13 protein-coding genes and 1 pseudogene are annotated in these 17,563 nt (G+C 56.3%); 9 read left to right on the top strand and 5 right to left on the bottom strand.

The features are described from left to right. Positions 1 to 52: 52 nt before the first annotated feature. The 4 genes from ACQUTP_RS05980 to yegD all read right to left on the bottom strand — a co-directional run bounded on the left by ACQUTP_RS05980 (position 53) and on the right by yegD (position 4,644). Complete coding sequence (locus tag ACQUTP_RS05980; RefSeq protein ID WP_004146563.1) at positions 53 to 193, bottom strand: small membrane protein; 141 nt, start codon at positions 191 to 193, stop codon at positions 53 to 55. 237 nt (positions 194 to 430) lie between these two features. After that, positions 431 to 1,132 (bottom strand): response regulator transcription factor, encoded by a 702-nt coding sequence (locus ACQUTP_RS05975; RefSeq protein ID WP_428902357.1) that lies wholly within the window; start codon positions 1,130 to 1,132, stop codon positions 431 to 433. A 14-nt stretch (positions 1,133 to 1,146) separates the two neighbouring features. Next, entirely contained in the window at positions 1,147 to 3,003 is a 1,857-nt protein-coding gene (locus ACQUTP_RS05970; protein WP_049116340.1) for a sensor histidine kinase, read from the bottom strand. 288 nt (positions 3,004 to 3,291) lie between these two features. Then, positions 3,292 to 4,644: a molecular chaperone gene (gene yegD / locus ACQUTP_RS05965; protein ID WP_004201546.1), complete on the bottom strand. Its 1,353-nt coding sequence runs from the start codon at positions 4,642 to 4,644 to the stop codon at positions 3,292 to 3,294. Positions 4,645 to 4,781: 137 nt separating this feature from the next. Here yegD and alkA point away from each other — a divergent pair, with 137 nt between their 5' ends. The 4 genes from alkA (at position 4,782) to asmA (ending at position 8,936) form a co-directional block, all read left to right on the top strand. Beyond that, positions 4,782 to 5,630, top strand: coding sequence for a DNA-3-methyladenine glycosylase 2 (gene alkA / locus ACQUTP_RS05960; RefSeq protein ID WP_053810147.1), 849 nt, complete (start codon positions 4,782 to 4,784; stop codon positions 5,628 to 5,630). 114 nt (positions 5,631 to 5,744) lie between these two features. After that, positions 5,745 to 6,386 carry a uridine kinase gene (udk, locus tag ACQUTP_RS05955; protein WP_002912442.1) on the top strand — a complete coding sequence of 214 codons (642 nt, stop codon included), beginning with the start codon at positions 5,745 to 5,747 and terminating at the stop codon, positions 6,384 to 6,386. 90 nt (positions 6,387 to 6,476) lie between these two features. Further along, entirely contained in the window at positions 6,477 to 7,058 is a 582-nt protein-coding gene (gene dcd, locus ACQUTP_RS05950; RefSeq protein WP_004151145.1) for a dCTP deaminase, read from the top strand. Positions 7,059 to 7,088: 30 nt separating this feature from the next. Further along, positions 7,089 to 8,936, top strand: a complete 1,848-nt coding sequence (asmA, locus tag ACQUTP_RS05945) for an outer membrane assembly protein AsmA (protein ID WP_285755059.1) — start codon at positions 7,089 to 7,091, stop codon at positions 8,934 to 8,936. Between the two features lie 241 nt (positions 8,937 to 9,177). On the opposite strand, the gene ACQUTP_RS05940 is transcribed toward asmA, so the two are convergent. Beyond that, on the bottom strand, positions 9,178 to 10,761 hold the full coding sequence (locus ACQUTP_RS05940; RefSeq protein ID WP_117263282.1) for a TerC family protein: 1,584 nt from the start codon (positions 10,759 to 10,761) through the stop codon (positions 9,178 to 9,180). A gap of 758 nt (positions 10,762 to 11,519) precedes the next feature. Between ACQUTP_RS05940 and galF the strand changes: the two are divergent. From galF to ACQUTP_RS05915, 5 genes and pseudogenes are all read left to right on the top strand, one after another. Next, positions 11,520 to 12,493, top strand: a pseudogene (gene galF / locus ACQUTP_RS05935) (GalU regulator GalF). Between the two features lie 315 nt (positions 12,494 to 12,808). Further along, positions 12,809 to 13,438 (top strand): phosphatase PAP2 family protein, encoded by a 630-nt coding sequence (locus tag ACQUTP_RS05930; protein WP_080847733.1) that lies wholly within the window; start codon positions 12,809 to 12,811, stop codon positions 13,436 to 13,438. 958 nt (positions 13,439 to 14,396) lie between these two features. Continuing rightward, a complete protein-coding gene (locus ACQUTP_RS05925; protein WP_428902356.1) occupies positions 14,397 to 15,836 on the top strand; it encodes a capsule assembly Wzi family protein in 1,440 nt (479 codons plus the stop codon). Positions 15,837 to 15,981: 145 nt separating this feature from the next. Beyond that, positions 15,982 to 17,121, top strand: coding sequence for a polysaccharide export protein (locus ACQUTP_RS05920; RefSeq protein WP_080847736.1), 1,140 nt, complete (start codon positions 15,982 to 15,984; stop codon positions 17,119 to 17,121). 6 nt (positions 17,122 to 17,127) lie between these two features. Beyond that, positions 17,128 to 17,562 (top strand): protein tyrosine phosphatase, encoded by a 435-nt coding sequence (locus ACQUTP_RS05915; protein WP_080847737.1) that lies wholly within the window; start codon positions 17,128 to 17,130, stop codon positions 17,560 to 17,562. The last annotated feature ends 1 nt before the right edge of the window (position 17,563 follow it).

The following is a 17,563-nucleotide window of genomic DNA, read 5'->3' as shown; positions in this document are numbered from 1 at the left end:
GTGTTGACTGTATTAAAGTACCTACAATATGTTTTTATTATTCTACAGTGAATTATTTACGACGCATTGAACGCTTATCGTTAAAGGTAAATTTCTGCCGTCTCCTGTCTTTCAGATAGGAAATAAAACTGTATACAGAGATGCTGAAGAAAAAAATGCATAGCAATAAAACTAACCACGTTTGCATGGCCATTGTTTATACCTTGTTTGTGTTGCATGGTGTCAGAATTTGCCGCGAACGGCTAATACGTTTTGTTATATGCTTTTCTGTCCGATGAAAATCATACGACATCATCCTGATGTAGTAGCACTATAAGAAAGTTCTTAAGGTCATCGTCAGTCTCATTCCTCTCATTTCTCTCAGAAAATGAGAAAAATTAACACTTGCGAGTCATTCATATCCCGCGCGGCCGCCGACATGCCCCGTCGTTCAGGAGATAAAGGCCAGCCCCTTACCAAAGATTGCGCGTACGGGCAGGTGGATCCCCTGCTGGCGAGCCTTGTGGCGCAGGCGGCTAACCACCACGTCGATACGGTGCAGGTCAGGCTCGCTTTCATGGGCAAACAGGCAAGCATGAAGCTCCAGTTTGCTACACACTTCGTTGCGATTGCGCATTAAGAGTTCCACCAGGCGATATTCCTGCTGGGTTAATTCCAGCGTCCGGGCGTCTGGGGAGATCAGTTTATCCTCATGCAGACGCCAAAGTCCGGTAGCGGGAGCGGGGGCGGCGCTGGCCATCTCTGGCTGCTGAGGGGCCGGCCGATCCTGCTGCAGGCGGGCGCCGAGGGCGGTCAGGGTCTCCGCGAGATGGGCGAAGTTAACCGGCTTGATCAGATAGGCATCGGCCCCGAGGCTCAGCGCCTGCAGTTTATCCTGCTGTTGGCCGCGGGTGCTGACCACCACCAGACCGTAGTGCCCCAGCTCGTGCAGGTAGCTCAGCACGCTGAAGCCATCCTCGCCGGGCAGACCGATATCAATCAGCACGATGTCCACCGGATGGCTGTGCAGTTGCCGCCAGAAGGCCTCAGCGCTCCGCGTCCCCCATACCTCGAAGCCGCGATAGCCCAACCAGGCCAGCAGTTCATCCAGCAGATCGGGGTTATCTTCAATTATCGCCAGCCGTAAAGCCATGCGTCGTTCTCCTCTTAAGCAACCGTGGGGAGGGTGAGAATAAAGGTGCAGCCGTCCGGGCCATGCTCGGCCAGCCACAGTTTGCCATCATGAGCCTGCACGATCTGACGCGCAACATACAGTCCGAGACCGGTGCCGCCCGGCACCGGCGACGTATGTTCCCCGCGGCGATAGCGCTCAAAGATCAGTTCCGCCTGTCCGGCGGGGAGCCCAGGACCGTAGTCGCGAATGCGCAGCTCTGTTTGCCCGGCATCAGCGTGAATATCGATGGTGATTTCGCCCGGCGGCGAATACTTGACCGCGTTATCCAGCAGGTTAGCGATGGCGATGCACAGCAGGCCGGCATCGGCCTGCAGCTGGGGGCTTTCCACCGCGCCGTGATGGCGGATGTTCAGGTAGTGATCATGGGAGATGGCCACCACCGAGGCGGCCATGTTGATCACCGCCAGCAGGGCGGTCTGCTGGCGGTCGACGTGCAGATCGTGGGAGGCGAGGCGCGCGTCGGCGAGGCAGTTATCGGTGAGCTGTACCAGACGGGTGGCGGCGCGGCCGATGCGATCGAAGCGCGCCTCCTGGCTGGCGGAAGCTGCCGAGAGGCGGAGATTCTCCAGCGCCGCCTGGATCACCGCCAGCGGGGTGCGGAATTCGTGCGCCACCATGCCCATAAACTGCCGCTGGTGGAAGCTGGCCTCGCGCTCAATCTGCAGCTCGCGCGCCAGGCGCTGCTTCTGCTCCAGCTGGCGGTTTTCAGCCCGCACCCGCAGGATGGCAATGATCAGCACCGTAATGATGTGGACGATCAGCGCATACTGCCAGAGGGAATAGATCGCCATATGAAACGGGATAATACCGTGGATCGACAGCTGCACCAGCACCGCGGCGGCGACATAGAACGGCGGCAGGAGCCCCAGCAGGAGGGTGTTGCGGTCGATAGCTTTTTTGCGCCACAGCCACCAGGAGGTGAACAGCAACACCGGAGTGATAATGATAAAGATCACTCCTTCAATCTGCATCGCGAGGCCGTAAAAACCCAGCGGAATACTGACCTGCAGCAGCAGGTTGAGCACCACGGCGGCGATCAGCAGCCGGTAAAGCCGCGGCATATTTTTCTTTAAATCGAATATCTCACTGTGCAGCCAGAGGGCGGTGGCATAGCTGAACAGGGAGAGGCTACTGATCATAAAATCCTGGAAGGGCAGCGCGGCGTGGCCGAAGAACCACTCCGGGAAGCCGTGCAGGGCAGCCACCAGCGGATAATTGAGCGAGAAGAAGCAGATGCCCCATAGCAGACGCCGGCGCAGGGCCAGGGCCAGCCACAGCGCCACGCCGCTGGCGACCGCCGCGAGACCAAAATAGAAGCTCCAGAAGGCGGTGTCGGCGGCGGCCCGTTGCACATAGGTCTGCGGCGAGGAGAGCGAGGCCAGCAGGATCAGAGTGCTGGTGCTCTGCAGACGAAAGACTATCTCATAGCCGGCGGCGGTCGGCGGCGGAGGGAGGATCAGCACGCTTTCCCGATAGTGAAGATCGCTCTCGCGGGCCGGGTCGCGGTCGCCAAAGGTACGCGCTGTCCACGGGGCATCGCTACCCAACGGCCGGTAATAGAGGGTCAGGTGATCGACAAAAGAGGGGCCAATCTGCAGCCAGCGCGACTCGTCGGCAAACCAGCTGCCAGGCAGTTCGCTGCGCAGCCACAGGGTTTTGCGCGAATAGCCAAAAGAGGGGATCTGCCGGGTGGTGGCGAGCCGGTCCACGGGCAGGTCGGCAAAGCGATCGATGGTCATCTGGCCGCTGTCGTCCGCGTACCATTCGACGGGGATATCCGTCCCCAGTTGTCGGGGCGCCGACTGCGCCTGCGGAGCGATCAGCAGCAAGAGCAATCCGCAGCTGACCAGCCAGCCTGCCAGGAACTGCGGCCGGCAACGCCGGACCGCCGCGAAAATCGCAGACACCCTTTTCAATCACGCCCCCTTGCGGCATGCAAAGATTACTGACCGCAGACGACTGGCTACGGTATGGATAATACGCCCCCGGAAGCGGAGGAAAGTGGACAGGCCTGTCCGGAAGAACAGGCCATTTTGCGTGGGAGACCAGGAATATTCCAGCGTAATCTGCAGCGCCACGATCAGGACAGACCTGCTGCGCGGCAGCGCCGGGGGGGACTAGCGGAAAACCACCTGCGCCCAGCGGGCCAGCCCGGCGGTTACCGAGCCAAAATCATCGCCACCGGCCAGCGGAATACCGGGCAGCCGGGCCGCCAGCGCCTTTTTGATCAGCGGCGAGCGGGCGCTACCGCCGGTAAGATAGATCACATCCGGGGTGGTCTGGCTGCTGTCGAGGGCGAGCTGCACCTGCTCCATAATGCGGGCCAGAGGCTGATCCAGCGCCGCTTCCAGACCCTGCTGAGCGATATCGGTAGCCAGCTCGTCCTGAATAAACGGCAGCGCGGTCTCAACGCGGGCGGCGCTGGAGAGGGCGATTTTGCTCTCTTCGGCGCTGCGCACCAGGCGATAGCTCAGACGCTGACGCCAGACCTTCAGCAGCAGGGCCACCTTATCGGCATCCCGGGCGCTACGCAGCAGATCGTTCAGCAGTCGGCCATTGGCGGTACTGTAGAAATCGCTCTGCGCCGGGACGTCGTTGATCGCCACCGCATTCCACCACGGGAGGATCGGCAGCGCGGTGCCTTTCTCCGTTTCGCCGCCCATGCCGAGGAGGGGCATCAGGCATTTAAAGGCCAGGGCAATGTCGAGGTCGTTACCGCCGATGCGGCAGCCGCTGTGGCCGAGCAGGCTCTGCTGGCGGTCGGCGCGCTCCCGCCACTGCGGGCCCATCAGCAGCAGGGAACAGTCGGTGGTGCCGCCGCCGATATCGACGACCAGCACCCGCTTCTCTTCATTGAGGGTAGCTTCGAAATCCAGGCCGGCGGCCACCGGTTCAAACTGGAAGACCACGTCGCGAAAACCGGCGCGGAGGGCGGCCCGCTCAAGGATCCCCTGCGCCTGGGCGTTGGCGTCGTCGCCGCCGAGGCCCTGGAAGTTAATCGGTCGGCCAATCACCGCCTGGTCAATCTGCTCGGGCAGCTGGCTTTCCGCCTGCAGTTTGATGTGCAGCATCATGGCGCAGACCAGGTCTTCAAACAGGGCCACCTGCTGCGGCTTGAGGCCGCTGGCGCCGAGGAAGGACTTTGGCGATTTAACGAAGTAGACCTCTTGCGGATCTTCAACATATTGATGCAGTGAGGCGAGGCCGAACTGCACGCTGTTGCGCAGCACCTCGATGTCTTCGTCGCGGTTGGCGGCAATCGCCCGGCGCAGCAGCGCCTGGTTTTCGTCGCTGTGGGTGGGCACATCGTGATGGCGATAGAGCCACTCGCTGACCGCTTCGCGCGTCGGCGCGCAGAGCATGGAGGGCAACAGGGCGCTGCCGTTTTCCAGCGTCAACAGCTGGGGCTTGTTTTCCCGCATCACGGCCACCGAACAGTTGGCGGTGCCGTAGTCAAAACCAATAAACATCGTCTGCAAAATCCCCATGCCGGTGAAGAAGGGGGGCGACTTTAGCGGATCGCCGTCATGCCGACAACCGGAATTTAAAAGCAAGGCGCTGACGGTGAAGGGCGACTATCATTGAAACGCTATATAAAGGAGAGCTTATGGTGCTGTTACCCTGGACCCCGCCTTACGACTGGGCGTGGATGGTTGGTTTTCTGCAGGCGCGTGCGGTCGCTGGCGTCGAGCGTTTTCATGACGGCGGCTACAGCCGCAGCTTTCGCGTAGCAGGCCACGGCGGGCTGATTCATCTGGCGCCGGACGAGGAGGCGCAAGGCCTGCGGGTGACGCTCTCCCCGGGGCTGCAGCCGGTGGCTGAGATCTGCTATGCGCGAATTGGCCAGCTGTTCGATCTGGCCTGCGACCCGCAGCAGGTCGCTCGCACGCTGGGCGACCTGGCACAGGCGCGACCGGGGCTGCGCCTGCCCGGGGCGCTGGACGCTTTCGAACAGGCGGTGCGCGCGGTGCTCGGCCAGCTGGTGAGCGTGGCGATGGCCGCCCGGCTCACCGGCAAAGTGGCGGCCGGCTGGGGCGAACCGCTGGCGGACGCCCCCGGCTATGTCTTATTTCCGACGCCGGAGGCGCTCTCCCGGGCCGATCCGCAGGGGCTGAAGGCGCTGGGGATGCCGCTTCGCCGCGCGGAGGCGCTGATCCACCTCGCCCGGGCGGCGCTCAGCGGCGAGCTGCCCCTGACGGCGCCAGCGGACATCGACGCCGGGCTGCGTCAGCTGCAGACTCTGCCCGGGATTGGCCGCTGGACGGCAAACTACTTTGCCCTGCGCGGCTGGCAGGCGAAGGATATCTTTTTGCCGGACGACTACCTGATTAAACAGCGCTTTCCGGGAATGACGCCAGCCGCCATCGCCCGCTATGCCCGCCGCTGGCAGCCGATGCGATCTTATGCGCTGTTGCATATCTGGTATACCGATGACTGGGCGCCGGCGGCGGAATAGCCGTCCGGGGCGCATACCACTGGTATCGGGACGCTGAAATCCCTATAATTGCCGCGTTTGGCGGTCCGCCGCCACCCTCCATCTCTATCCAGGTTAATCAGGTCGCAAAAATTTATGACTGATATGTCCCATCAGTGCGTCATTGTAGGTATCGCCGGCGCATCGGCTTCTGGCAAAAGTCTTATTGCCAGTACTCTCTATCGCGAATTGCGTGAACAAGTTGGCGACGAACATATTGGCGTCATTCCGGAAGACAGCTATTACAAAGATCAAAGTCATCTGTCGATGGAAGAGCGCGTCAAAACCAACTATGACCACCCGAGCTCAATGGACCACAGTCTGTTGTTCCAGCACCTGCAGATGCTGAAAAGCGGCCAGCCGATTGAACTGCCGGTCTACAGCTACGTCGAGCATACCCGCACGCCGAACACCATTCACGTCGAGCCGAAGAAGGTGATTATTCTTGAAGGGATCCTGCTGCTGACCGACGCGCGTCTGCGTAACGAGCTCAACTTCTCTATTTTCGTCGACACCCCGCTCGATATTTGCCTTATGCGCCGCATTAAGCGCGACGTAAACGAGCGCGGCCGCTCCATGGACTCGGTGATGGCCCAGTATCAGAAAACCGTGCGCCCGATGTTCCTGCAGTTTATTGAGCCGTCGAAGCAGTATGCCGACATCATCGTGCCGCGCGGCGGCAAAAACCGCATCGCGATTGATATTCTGAAGGCCAAAATCAGTCAGTTCTTTGAATAACCTGGCCGAATTGTGTAACGTGCAAAGAGTAGCCCTGTTGCCCTCTCCGCCGCGAAGCGTGCGGGAAGCAGCCTTATAAGGAGAAAGCCCATGCGTCTGTGTGACCGAGATATTGAAGCCTGGTTGGATGAAGGGCGACTGGCCATCAATCCGCGCCCGCCCGTTGAGCGTATTAATGGCGCGACGGTTGATGTACGGCTGGGTAATAAATTCCGCACCTTCCGCGGCCACACGGCGCCGTTTATCGATTTAAGCGGCCCGAAGGCCGAGGTCAGCGCCGCGCTGGACCGCGTGATGAGCGAAGAGATCGTTCTGCCGGAAGGGGAGGCCTTTTTCCTGCATCCGGGCGAACTGGCGCTGGCGGTGACCTACGAGTCGGTCACCCTGCCTGCCGACCTGGTGGGCTGGCTTGACGGACGCTCCTCGCTGGCGCGCCTGGGGCTGATGGTGCACGTGACTGCGCACCGCATCGACCCGGGCTGGTCCGGCTGCATCGTGCTTGAGTTCTACAACTCCGGCAAACTGCCGCTGGCGCTGCGCCCGGGGATGCCCATCGGCGCGCTGAGCTTTGAACCCTTATCGGGCCCGGCGGCGCGGCCATATAATCGCCGTGAAGACGCCAAATATCGCGACCAACAAGGCGCGGTGGCGAGCCGAATCGACAAGGATTGATAACGTCAATGGGGTGTTGCTGAGGGTGCCATGAGACGAATACTGACAACGCTGATGATCCTGCTGGCGGTCATTGTCGCCGGGCTTACCTCGTTGGTATTGCTGGTCAATCCCAACGATTTTCGCGCCTATATGGTGCATCAGGTGGCAGAGCGCAGCGGTTATCAGCTTGAACTCGATGGCCCGTTGCGCTGGCACGTCTGGCCGCAGCTCAGCATTCTCAGCGGACGCATGACGCTGACCGCCCGAGGCGCCGAGGAGCCGGTGATCCGCGCCGACAACATGCGCCTCGACGTGGCGCTGTTGCCGCTGCTTTCGCACCAGCTGCAGGTGAAGCAGGTGATGCTCAAGGGGGCGGTGATCCAGCTGACCCCGAAAACCGAGGCGGTTCGCGAAAGCGCGGCGCCGGTGGTGCCGCATGACAACACCCTGCCGCTGGCTCCGGAGGACCGCGGATGGTCCTACGACGTGCGCCAGCTGCAGGTGGCCGACAGCGTGCTCTTCTTCCAGCATGAGAACGGCGAGCAGGTGACCGTGCGCGACATCCGCCTGCAGATGGAGCAGGATGAGAACCACCGGGCCACCGTCGATTTCTCCGGCCGCGTCAACCGCGACCAGCGCGACCTGGCGCTGAGCTTCTCCGCCACCGTGCAGGGTGGCGACTATCCGCACTCGTTAAAAGCCGACTTTAGCCAGCTCAGCTGGCAGCTGCGCGGCGCCGAGCTGCCCCCCGACGGCATCAATGGTCAGGGGAACCTGCAGGCCAGCTGGCAGGAAGATAGCAAGACCCTGCGCTTTGATAATCTGAACCTGATGGCCAGCGGCAGCACCCTCACCGGCAACGGCAGCGTGGTGCTGGGAGACCGCCCGGACTGGTCATTGGATCTGCACGCCACCACCCTGAATCTTGACAGTCTGCTGGCATCCTCTTCGCCGGCGACCGACAGCAGCGCCAGCCCGCAGGGCCAGAGCCAGACGCGACCGCTGCGTCCGGTGATCGCCGACAGCGATGAGCGCGAAGATTACCAGAGCCTGCGCGGCTTTAACGGCCGGATGGCCCTGAGCGCCGACCAGCTGCAGTGGCGCGGCCTGAACTTCACCCAGGTGCAGAGCGAAATCAGCAATCAGCAGGGGCTGCTGACGGTCAGCAAAATGCAGGGCAACCTCGACGGCGGCCAGCTCTCCCTCCCCGGGACCCTTGATGCCCGCGGCGACACGCCGCAGGCGACGTTCCAGCCGGCGCTGCAGAACGTGGAGATTGGTTCGCTGATCAAAGCCTTCAACTATTCATTAAGCCTGACCGGCAAGCTGTCACTGACCGGCGAGTTTTCCGGAACGCGCATTGACGCGGATGATTTCCGCCGTCACTGGCAGGGCCAGGCGCAGCTCCAGATGACCGATACCCGAACCGAAGGACTTAACTTCCAGCAGCTGGTGCAACAGGCCGTTGAGCGCAGCACCAACGTGCGGGCGCAGGAAAACTATGACAATGCCACCCGCCTGGATGCCGTGAGCAGCCAGCTCACGCTGGATAACGGGCTGGTGACGCTGAACCGCCTGCAGGGGCAGTCCGATGTGATGGCGATGACCGGCGAAGGTCAGCTCGATCTGCAGAAAGAGAACTGCGATATGCGCTTTAACGTGCGCGTGCTCGGCGGCTGGAAAGGCGAGGGCAAACTTATCGACCGCCTGAAACAGACCGCTATCCCGCTGCGCATCTATGGCGACTGGCAGTCGCTGAGCTACAGCCTGCAGGTCGACCAGATCCTGCGCAAACAGCTGCAGGATGAAGCGAAGCAGCGCCTCAACGACTGGGTCGAACGTAATAAAGGCAGCAAAGAGAGCAAAGACGCCAAAAAGCTGCTCGATAAGCTGTAATCGTCCAGACCAGCAGCCCGGGAGTTCCGGGCTGTGTCATTGTCGTCAAAGTGTGTTGTCATATTGATGCCGGGCGGCGGATACGCCTGATCTGGCCAGGGCTGTGCGATAGGGGTAATCCCTCGGTCTGTGTCGCCCTCCCGTAGGCCTGATAAGCGAAGCGCCATCAGGCAATAAACAGGGTACCTGGCTATCAATTCTACGGCCCGGGATACCCCGGGCCGTTATTTATCCCTTAGGATTACACCTCATAATCCAGCTCATCCTGCTTTACCGGCGGGACGATCTGCACCTTTTGCACCCGATGGCTGTCGACCTGCAGCGTGCGCAGGGTATAACCGTCAATCTCAATGGTTTCTCCCACCTGCGGCACATGCTGCAGATACTCCATCAGCAGACCGGCAACGGTGTGGTACTCACGCTTATCATCCAGTGGCAGCGGAACGTACTGCACCAGATCCTCCAGCGGCATATGGCCGTTAACTGTCCACGAACCGTCCTGATGATGCTGAATATCATGTCGGGCGTCGATCTCCTCCACCTCGTTGGGCAGATTGCCGGCGATAGTCTCCATCACGTCGCTCAGGGTCACAATCCCCTCGACGGAGCCAAACTCATCCACCACAAAGGCAAAGTGGGTGCGGGCCTGACGGAACTGCTCGAGCGCGGAGAGGAGCGGCAGCCCCTCCGGAAAGACCAGCGGTTGGCGCACCAGCGCCTGCAGATCCAGCGGCTCCTGGCGCAGGGACTGCTGGAGCAGGTCGATAACATGCACCACTCCCAGCAGGTCTTCATTATCTTTCCCGCCGGTCACCACCAGGCGGGTATGCTGATTTTTTTCCACCAGGCTGCGGATCTCTTCCTCCGGCGCACTGAGGTTGATGCGCTCGATATCATGGCGCGACGTCATAATACTGCTGACGCTGCGCTGATTCAGGTTCAGCACCCGCTCAATCATCAAGCGTTCCTGCGGATTAAACAGTGGATGATGATCCTGATCGGCGACTAGTGACGCTGTGTCAGCATCCAGTTCAGCTTTTTCTTTCTGACCGCTCAGCAGGCTCATCACCGCCTCGGTGGTACGCTGACGCAGCGTCATATTGGCGGAAAGAAAGCGACGGCGGTTAAACAGCGCCAGCTGGTTAAGGGCTTCAATCATCACCGAGAAGCCAATTGCCGCATATAAATAGCCTTTCGGAATAATAAAGCTGAAGCCTTCAGCAATCAGGCTGAAGCCGATCATCAGCAGGAAGCTAAGACAGAGGATCACGATGGTCGGATGGCTGTTAACAAAGCGCGTCAGCGCCTTGCTGGCCATCAGCATCAGGCTGATAGCGATGATCACCGCGGCCATCATCACCGCCAGGTGGTCGACCATGCCGACGGCGGTGATCACCGAGTCGAGCGAAAAGATGGCGTCGAGCACCACGATCTGCGCCACCACGGCCCAGAATTTCGCCCCTTTGCGCTGGGTGGGGTTATCGCTGTCTTTCCCTTCCAGCCGCTCATTAAGCTCGACGGTCGCTTTGAACAGCAGGAATAAGCCGCCAAACAGCATGATTAAATCGCGGGCGCTGAAGCTGAAGTCGCGAAAAGCAATTAACGGTTTGGTCAGGGTGACCAGCCAGGAGATAGAGGCCAGCAGCAGGAGACGCATGACCATCGCAAGCATCAGACCAGTGATCCGCGCGCGGTCGCGCTGGGCGGGCGGGAGCTTTTCGGCGAGGATAGCGATAAAGACCAGGTTATCGATGCCCAACACCAGTTCGATAACCACCAGCGTGACGAGACCTGCCCAGATTGACGGATCGGCAATCCATTCCATATGTATTAAAACCTGTACGACTGCGGTATGTGTTACCACGATCATGGATAAGATGAGTCTAAAATGCAATAACGACGCGGATATCACCCTGCCATGGATGGATATATTTCCAGCACATAAAGCGAACCGATAAGAATTATGTTCCGGTAAAGAACAGTGAAAAAATAACACCATGGCGACTGCTCTGGAATAAGCGAGCCGGTATCAGAACTTTTTCGGCTGCGTATCAACGAGGGCGGTAAAAGGGCTTCATCCCACGGTTCGTTACGGCGAGCATTGATGCGCACAGGAGAAACGAAGCGCGAAGCCCGCTCACAAAACCGTCAAAATTCATATTATGAAGTGAGCGCAGAATAGGGCAGCTCGCAGTTCATAGACGCCGAATTGCGGTAATATGTCACCATATCTGGCTGTTTATGCTGAAGTATATTGCCTGGCGAAATTTATTATCTATATCTATTCTTGGCGGGCACAGGCGCGGCGTGGCGGGCCCGGCGCCCCTGAAAGCGCGCCTGGCGCGCCTCTCCGCCACATGGCGCCGTGCATGAAACGAGCGGCTGAATAACCTGAACGAAAATAAGATTATTCTCAGCTCTAACTGTTGGTAAATGGAAGTTGTGTGTATTCTTTTACGTGACAGTGAATTTAAGAATTTGGCGGGCAGATGCCCGGGCAGTATCCGTGTATTATCAGTTTCAATGGATTTGTGACATGTACAATTTTGCATAACTGCGTGTTTTGCAACCAAACAGGTGAAGATGAATATGGCGAATTTGAAAGCGGTTATTCCGGTCGCAGGACTAGGCATGCATATGCTGCCGGCCACAAAGGCAATTCCAAAGGAGATGCTGCCGATCGTTGATAAGCCAATGATTCAGTACATCGTTGATGAAATCGTCGCCGCCGGGATCAAAGAGATTGTCCTGGTGACGCACTCCTCGAAGAACGCTGTGGAAAACCACTTCGACACCTCCTACGAGCTGGAAGCTCTGCTTGAGCAGCGCGTGAAGCGCCAGCTGCTGGCGGAAGTCCAGGCCATTTGCCCGCCGGGCGTGACCATCATGAACGTGCGCCAGGCACAGCCGCTGGGTCTGGGCCACTCCATCCTCTGCGCCCGCCCGGTCGTCGGGGATAATCCGTTTGTCGTGGTGCTGCCGGATATCATCCTCGACGGCGGCACTGCGGACCCGCTGCGCTATAACCTCGCCGCCATGGTCGCCCGCTTTAACGAGACCGGCCGTAGCCAGGTGCTGGCGAAACGCATGCCGGGGGATCTCTCCGAATATTCCGTGATTCAGACCAAAGAGCCGATGGTGGCGGAAGGGCAGGTTGCGCGTATCGTTGAGTTTATTGAAAAACCGGACGAGCCGCAGACCCTGGACTCCGACCTGATGGCGGTGGGCCGCTACGTGCTGTCGGCGGATATCTGGGCCGAACTGGAGCGTACCGAACCGGGTGCCTGGGGCCGTATCCAGCTGACCGACGCCATTGCCGAACTGGCGAAAAAGCAGTCCGTTGACGCGATGCTGATGACCGGCGAAAGCTATGACTGCGGTAAGAAAATGGGCTATATGCAGGCCTTCGTCACCTACGGAATGCGTAACCTGAAAGAAGGTGCCAAATTCCGCGAAAGCATTAAAAAACTGCTGGCCTGACCGCTGGCGTAAAGATGAGCGGCAGGGCAGAACCTTTCGCCACGCCGCTCATAACGTTATGCAGAAATTATTCATAACGTGAATGTTATAACGATTGTAAAGAAACGTATGGCTTCGGAGACTTCTGGTAGTTTGTCTCTGGCCTCTGTGGTGCAATGGTCGGAGTAGCGGCAATAATGCTTTGCGAATAGTCACTTAGTGCGACAATTCCTAAAGTGCAGGGTAAGCGGTCAACGTCAGCCAAAAATAAAACTTGACTGCGATCATGTTTCCGCTTTAAACATCTCACTTGCATGCATAAAAATGTGAAATGAATTGGCATGCGAGCTGGTACAGACATTACGGATAATCCCTGAGCACGGCAGTGGACATCATCGAAGGATCACAGGTATATGAACTGGCAACTCATCTCATTTTTTGGCGATAGCACCGTTTTGCTGCCCAGCGCAGCGGCGCTGTTTATTGTCCTGATGCTGCGTAAAACGTCGCGGTTGCTGGCGTGGCAGTGGAGTTTGCTGTTCGGCATCACTGGCGCTATCGTCTGCGCCTCCAAACTGGCCTTTATGGGCTGGGGTCTGGGCATTCGTGAGCTGGATTACACCGGCTTCAGTGGCCACTCCGCGCTCTCCGCGGCCTTCTGGCCTATCTTCCTGTGGCTGCTTAGCGCCCGTTTTTCGGCGGGTGTGCAAAAAGCAGCGGTCGCCGCCGGCTATATTCTGGCCGCTGTGGTGGGGTATTCACGGCTGGTCATTCATGCGCATTCCGTCTCGGAAGTGATCGCTGGCCTGCTGCTCGGTGCTGCTGGCAGCGCTTTGTTCCTGCTGCTGCAAAAACGTACCACCCATTCGGAAAGCGTGAGTATTTCCTGGGGCGGCGTCGCGTGCCTGGTGATGGTCCCCCTTATCCTGTTGCATAGCGGCAATAAAGCGCCGACTCAGTCCCTGCTGGGGCAAATCGCCACTGCAATTGGACCGCTGGATAAACCCTTTACTCGAACTGATCTACATAAGCAGGTCTGGTAATCGCCATTTGTTTTACAGGGGAAATTAAGTTTTCGCCGGTTAATTAGACAAATAAGAAAATAATCTACTATATGCCAGGCAATTGATAATTCATATTTATGAAATAATGAAGTGCTACTACATTGCTATTGCATATTTGCCTGGATATAGCAGGTATGAGACGTTTCTTAAATGCACTGAGAAAGGACCTGGAGCACGTATGCTGAATATTCTGATACCAGGAAACTATTAGAAATTGTAGTTGACTTAGACGCCATCATCTGATTTTTGAATGTCGCGACCTTTCCGTAAAATATCTTGTTTTACAGATGGTTAGCTTCATGCTTGATAGTGTGGCAACAACGTGACACTGTTTGGCCGTTTAACGTAGTGAATAATCTTAAGCGTTGATCCGCTTATTTTCGCCAATAAAAGGGCAAGCAGCATTAATTGGCAGATATTCGGCAGCAAGACTCCCAATTGTGACCGAAATCCCGTAGACTTAACGCCGCAAAAAATAAAGGCCTGACCAATTTATCACCCACAGGCCGATTAAATACGCCGTTCAGGTAGTCAGTGCGCTGGTAGCTGTTAAGCCAGGGGCGGTAGCGTCGCTGAAACCGCCTGCTGCAACACAAAACACTTTCTTTGAACGGCTATAAAAATCGACACTCTCTGGGTGATTAACGCGATGAGATATCTATGATGCTTATCAGATATCCTCAAAAACGGGTCAGGAGCGGCTGCTGATATCACCTGTAAACCAACTTTCCCGTCTCATCGATAGCCTGTACGGTAAAATTCGCCTACATTGTGAGCTGGGTGGATGTTATAAGGGTTACAAGCAGCTTAGGGTAACTGTACTTGCCTCGCCGGTGTTGCACAGTGAAGTCAGCTGGTGCCGCGAGCGCTTTCTATCTTGGTATTCCCCTCATTCTCATTGAGATACGACAGCGGGGCTGAAAATGGATCTTGTACAATGATAAAAATTGCGCGCATTGCCGTGACGTTGGGTTTGCTTTCCTCACTGGGAGCCCAGGCTTACGCGGCCGGGTTAGTAGTAAATGATAATGATCTGCGTAACGACCTTGCCTGGCTTTCCGATCGCGGGGTCATCCATCTGAGCCTGTCGACCTGGCCACTGAGCCAGGAAGAGATCGCCCGGGCGCTAAAAAAGGCCAAACCTTCCTATTCTTCTGAGCAAGTGGTGCTGGCTCGTATCAATCAGCGACTGTCAGCGTTAAAAGCCGATTTCCGGGTCACCGGCTACACCTCAACCGACCAACCTGGCACTCCGCAGGGGTTTGGTCAGACGCAGTCGGCAGATAACTCGTTAGGCCTGGCGTTTAACAACAGCGGCGAATGGTGGGATATCCACCTCCAGGGCAATGTCGAAGGGGGAGAGCGGATCAGCAACGGATCGCGCTTCAACGCCAACGGCGCCTATGGCGCAGTGAAGTTCTGGAACCAGTGGCTCTCCTTTGGTCAGGTTCCGCAGTGGTGGGGGCCGGGCTATGAAGGCAGCCTGATCCGCGGGGATGCCATGCGGCCGATGACCGGTTTCCTGATGCAGCGAGCCGAGCAGGCGGCGCCGGAAACCTGGTGGCTGCGCTGGGTAGGCCCGTGGCAGTATCAGATCTCTGCTAGTCAGATGAATCAATATACGGCTGTGCCTCATGCCAAAATTATCGGCGGACGTTTTACCTTCACGCCGTTCCAGTCATTAGAATTAGGTGCGTCGCGTATTATGCAGTGGGGCGGGGAAGGACGCCCTGAATCACTCAGCAACTTCTGGGACGGTTTAACTGGCAAGGATAATACTGCCGCGAATGATCCCAATGAACCGGGCAATCAACTGGCCGGTTTTGACTTTAAGTTCAAACTCGAGCCGACCCTAGGCTGGCCGGTAAGCTTCTACGGACAGATGATCGGCGAGGATGAGTCAGGTTTCCTGCCTTCAGCAAATATGTTCCTCGGCGGGATTGAAGGGCACCACGGCTGGGGTAAGGATGCGGTAAACTGGTACGTGGAAGCACATGACACGCGCACCAATATGAGCCGAATCAATTACAGCTATACCCATCATATTTATAAGGATGGCTACTATCAGCAGGGTTATCCGCTGGGTGATGCGATGGGCGGGGATGGTCAACTCGTTGCCGGTAAGGTCGAGCTTATTACGGAGGATAACCAGCGCTGGAGTACGCGCCTGGTTTACGCCAAAGTTAACCCGGAGAATCAGTCGATCAACAAAGCATTCCCTCATGCTGATACCTTGAAGGGGGTCCAGCTGGGTTGGAGCGGAGATGTTTATCAGTCGGTCCGTCTGAATACCTCACTGTGGTACACCAACGCTAACAATAGCGACAGCGATGACGTTGGGGCTAGCGCAGGGATAGAGATACCGTTTAGTTTATAAGGCTGAATGCTGAAAACAGGGGAGAGAGGGTGGTAGCGCTGCTGGACGCAGTCAGCTTTTATCTCTCCACAAGCCGGCAGGGAAGCAACGGCTATGACAGCTGCTCAGGAATTGGCAAATCTTGATTTACTGATAATGTGACATTATGAAGAAAAAAATTGTTAGATTTTCGGCATTAGCGTTGGCAATTGGGTTTTTATCGGGTTGCACAATCATCCCTGGTCAGGGGTTAAACAGTCTGCGTAAAAACGTAGTAGAGCTTCCAGACAGCGACTACGATCTGGATAAACTGGTTAATGTCTACCCGATGACGCCGGGTCTGATCGACCAACTCCGTCCGGAGACTGTACTCGCTCGTCCAAACCCACAGCTAGATAATTTACTACGCAGTTATGAATATCGCATTGGTGTGGGCGATGTATTGATGGTTACTGTTTGGGATCATCCGGAGCTGACAACGCCTGCAGGGCAGTACCGTAGCGCCAGTGACACCGGTAACTGGGTGAACTCAGATGGCACCATTTTCTATCCTTATATCGGGAAGGTGCAGGTGGCGGGTAAAACCTTAAGCCAGGTACGACAGGATATTGCCAGTAGATTAACCACTTATATAGAAAGTCCACAAGTAGATGTAAGCATAGCCTCTTTTAGATCGCAAAAAACATATGTAACAGGTGAGGTGGTCAAATCTGGCCAACAACCAATTACGAACATTCCTTTGACTGTTATGGATGCCATTAACGCAGCTGGAGGATTGGCTCCAGATGCCGATTGGAGGAATGTTGTTCTAACGCATAATGGCAAAGATACTAAAATATCATTATATGCTCTGATGCAAAAAGGTGATTTGACTCAAAACCATTTACTATACCCAGGTGATATTTTATTTGTACCGCGCAATGATGATCTTAAAGTTTTTGTCATGGGTGAAGTAGGAAAGCAAAGTACAATGAAGATGGATCGCAGTGGTATGACATTAGCTGAAGCTATAGGTAATGCTGAAGGGATGTCACAAGCATTTAGTGATGCCACCGGGGTGTTTGTTGTTAGACAGTTGAAGAATGATAAAACAGGAAAAATAGCAAATATTTACCAACTTAATGCTCAAGACGCATCTGCTATGGTTTTAGGTACTGAATTTCAACTGGAGCCATACGATATTGTTTATGTGACATCAGCCCCGGTAGTACGTTGGAATAGAGTAATCTCGCAGTTAGTCCCAACCATTACTGGTGTACATGATATGACCGAAGCTGGTCGTTACATTCGTCAATGGAGTAATTAAGAAATCATGTTCAAATCAATATTGGTTGTATGCACTGGAAATATATGTCGTTCCCCAATTGGGGAACATTTTTTAAAACAAGGCTTGCCAAATAAGATAGTAACTTCTGCAGGAACATCAGCCTTAGTAGGTCATGCTGCAGATTCGAATGCTGTGAAAGTTGCAAACATGCATGGTATTTCACTTGATAATCATAACGCGAGGCAGTTTACTGCCTCTTTGGCACGAGAATATGACCTGATTTTAGTTATGGAAAAATCACATATCGAAGATATTGGTAGGATATCACCGGAATCTCGTGGTAAAACAATGCTGTTTGGCTATTGGATTGGTCAAAAAGAAATTCCTGATCCATATCGGAAGAGCGAGGAAGCTTTTTTTTCGGTATATCAATTAATTGAACAGGCTGGTCAGCGTTGGATTGAAAAGCTGAATGCTTAAT

Source organism: Klebsiella sp. 2-CIP_Kleb. (assembly GCF_050378715.1).
In the GTDB taxonomy this organism is placed as follows: Bacteria; Pseudomonadota; Gammaproteobacteria; order Enterobacterales; family Enterobacteriaceae; genus Klebsiella; species Klebsiella quasipneumoniae.
The sequence above is the reverse complement of the archived record's forward strand: the minus strand, read 5'-3'. Positions and strand labels throughout refer to the sequence as shown.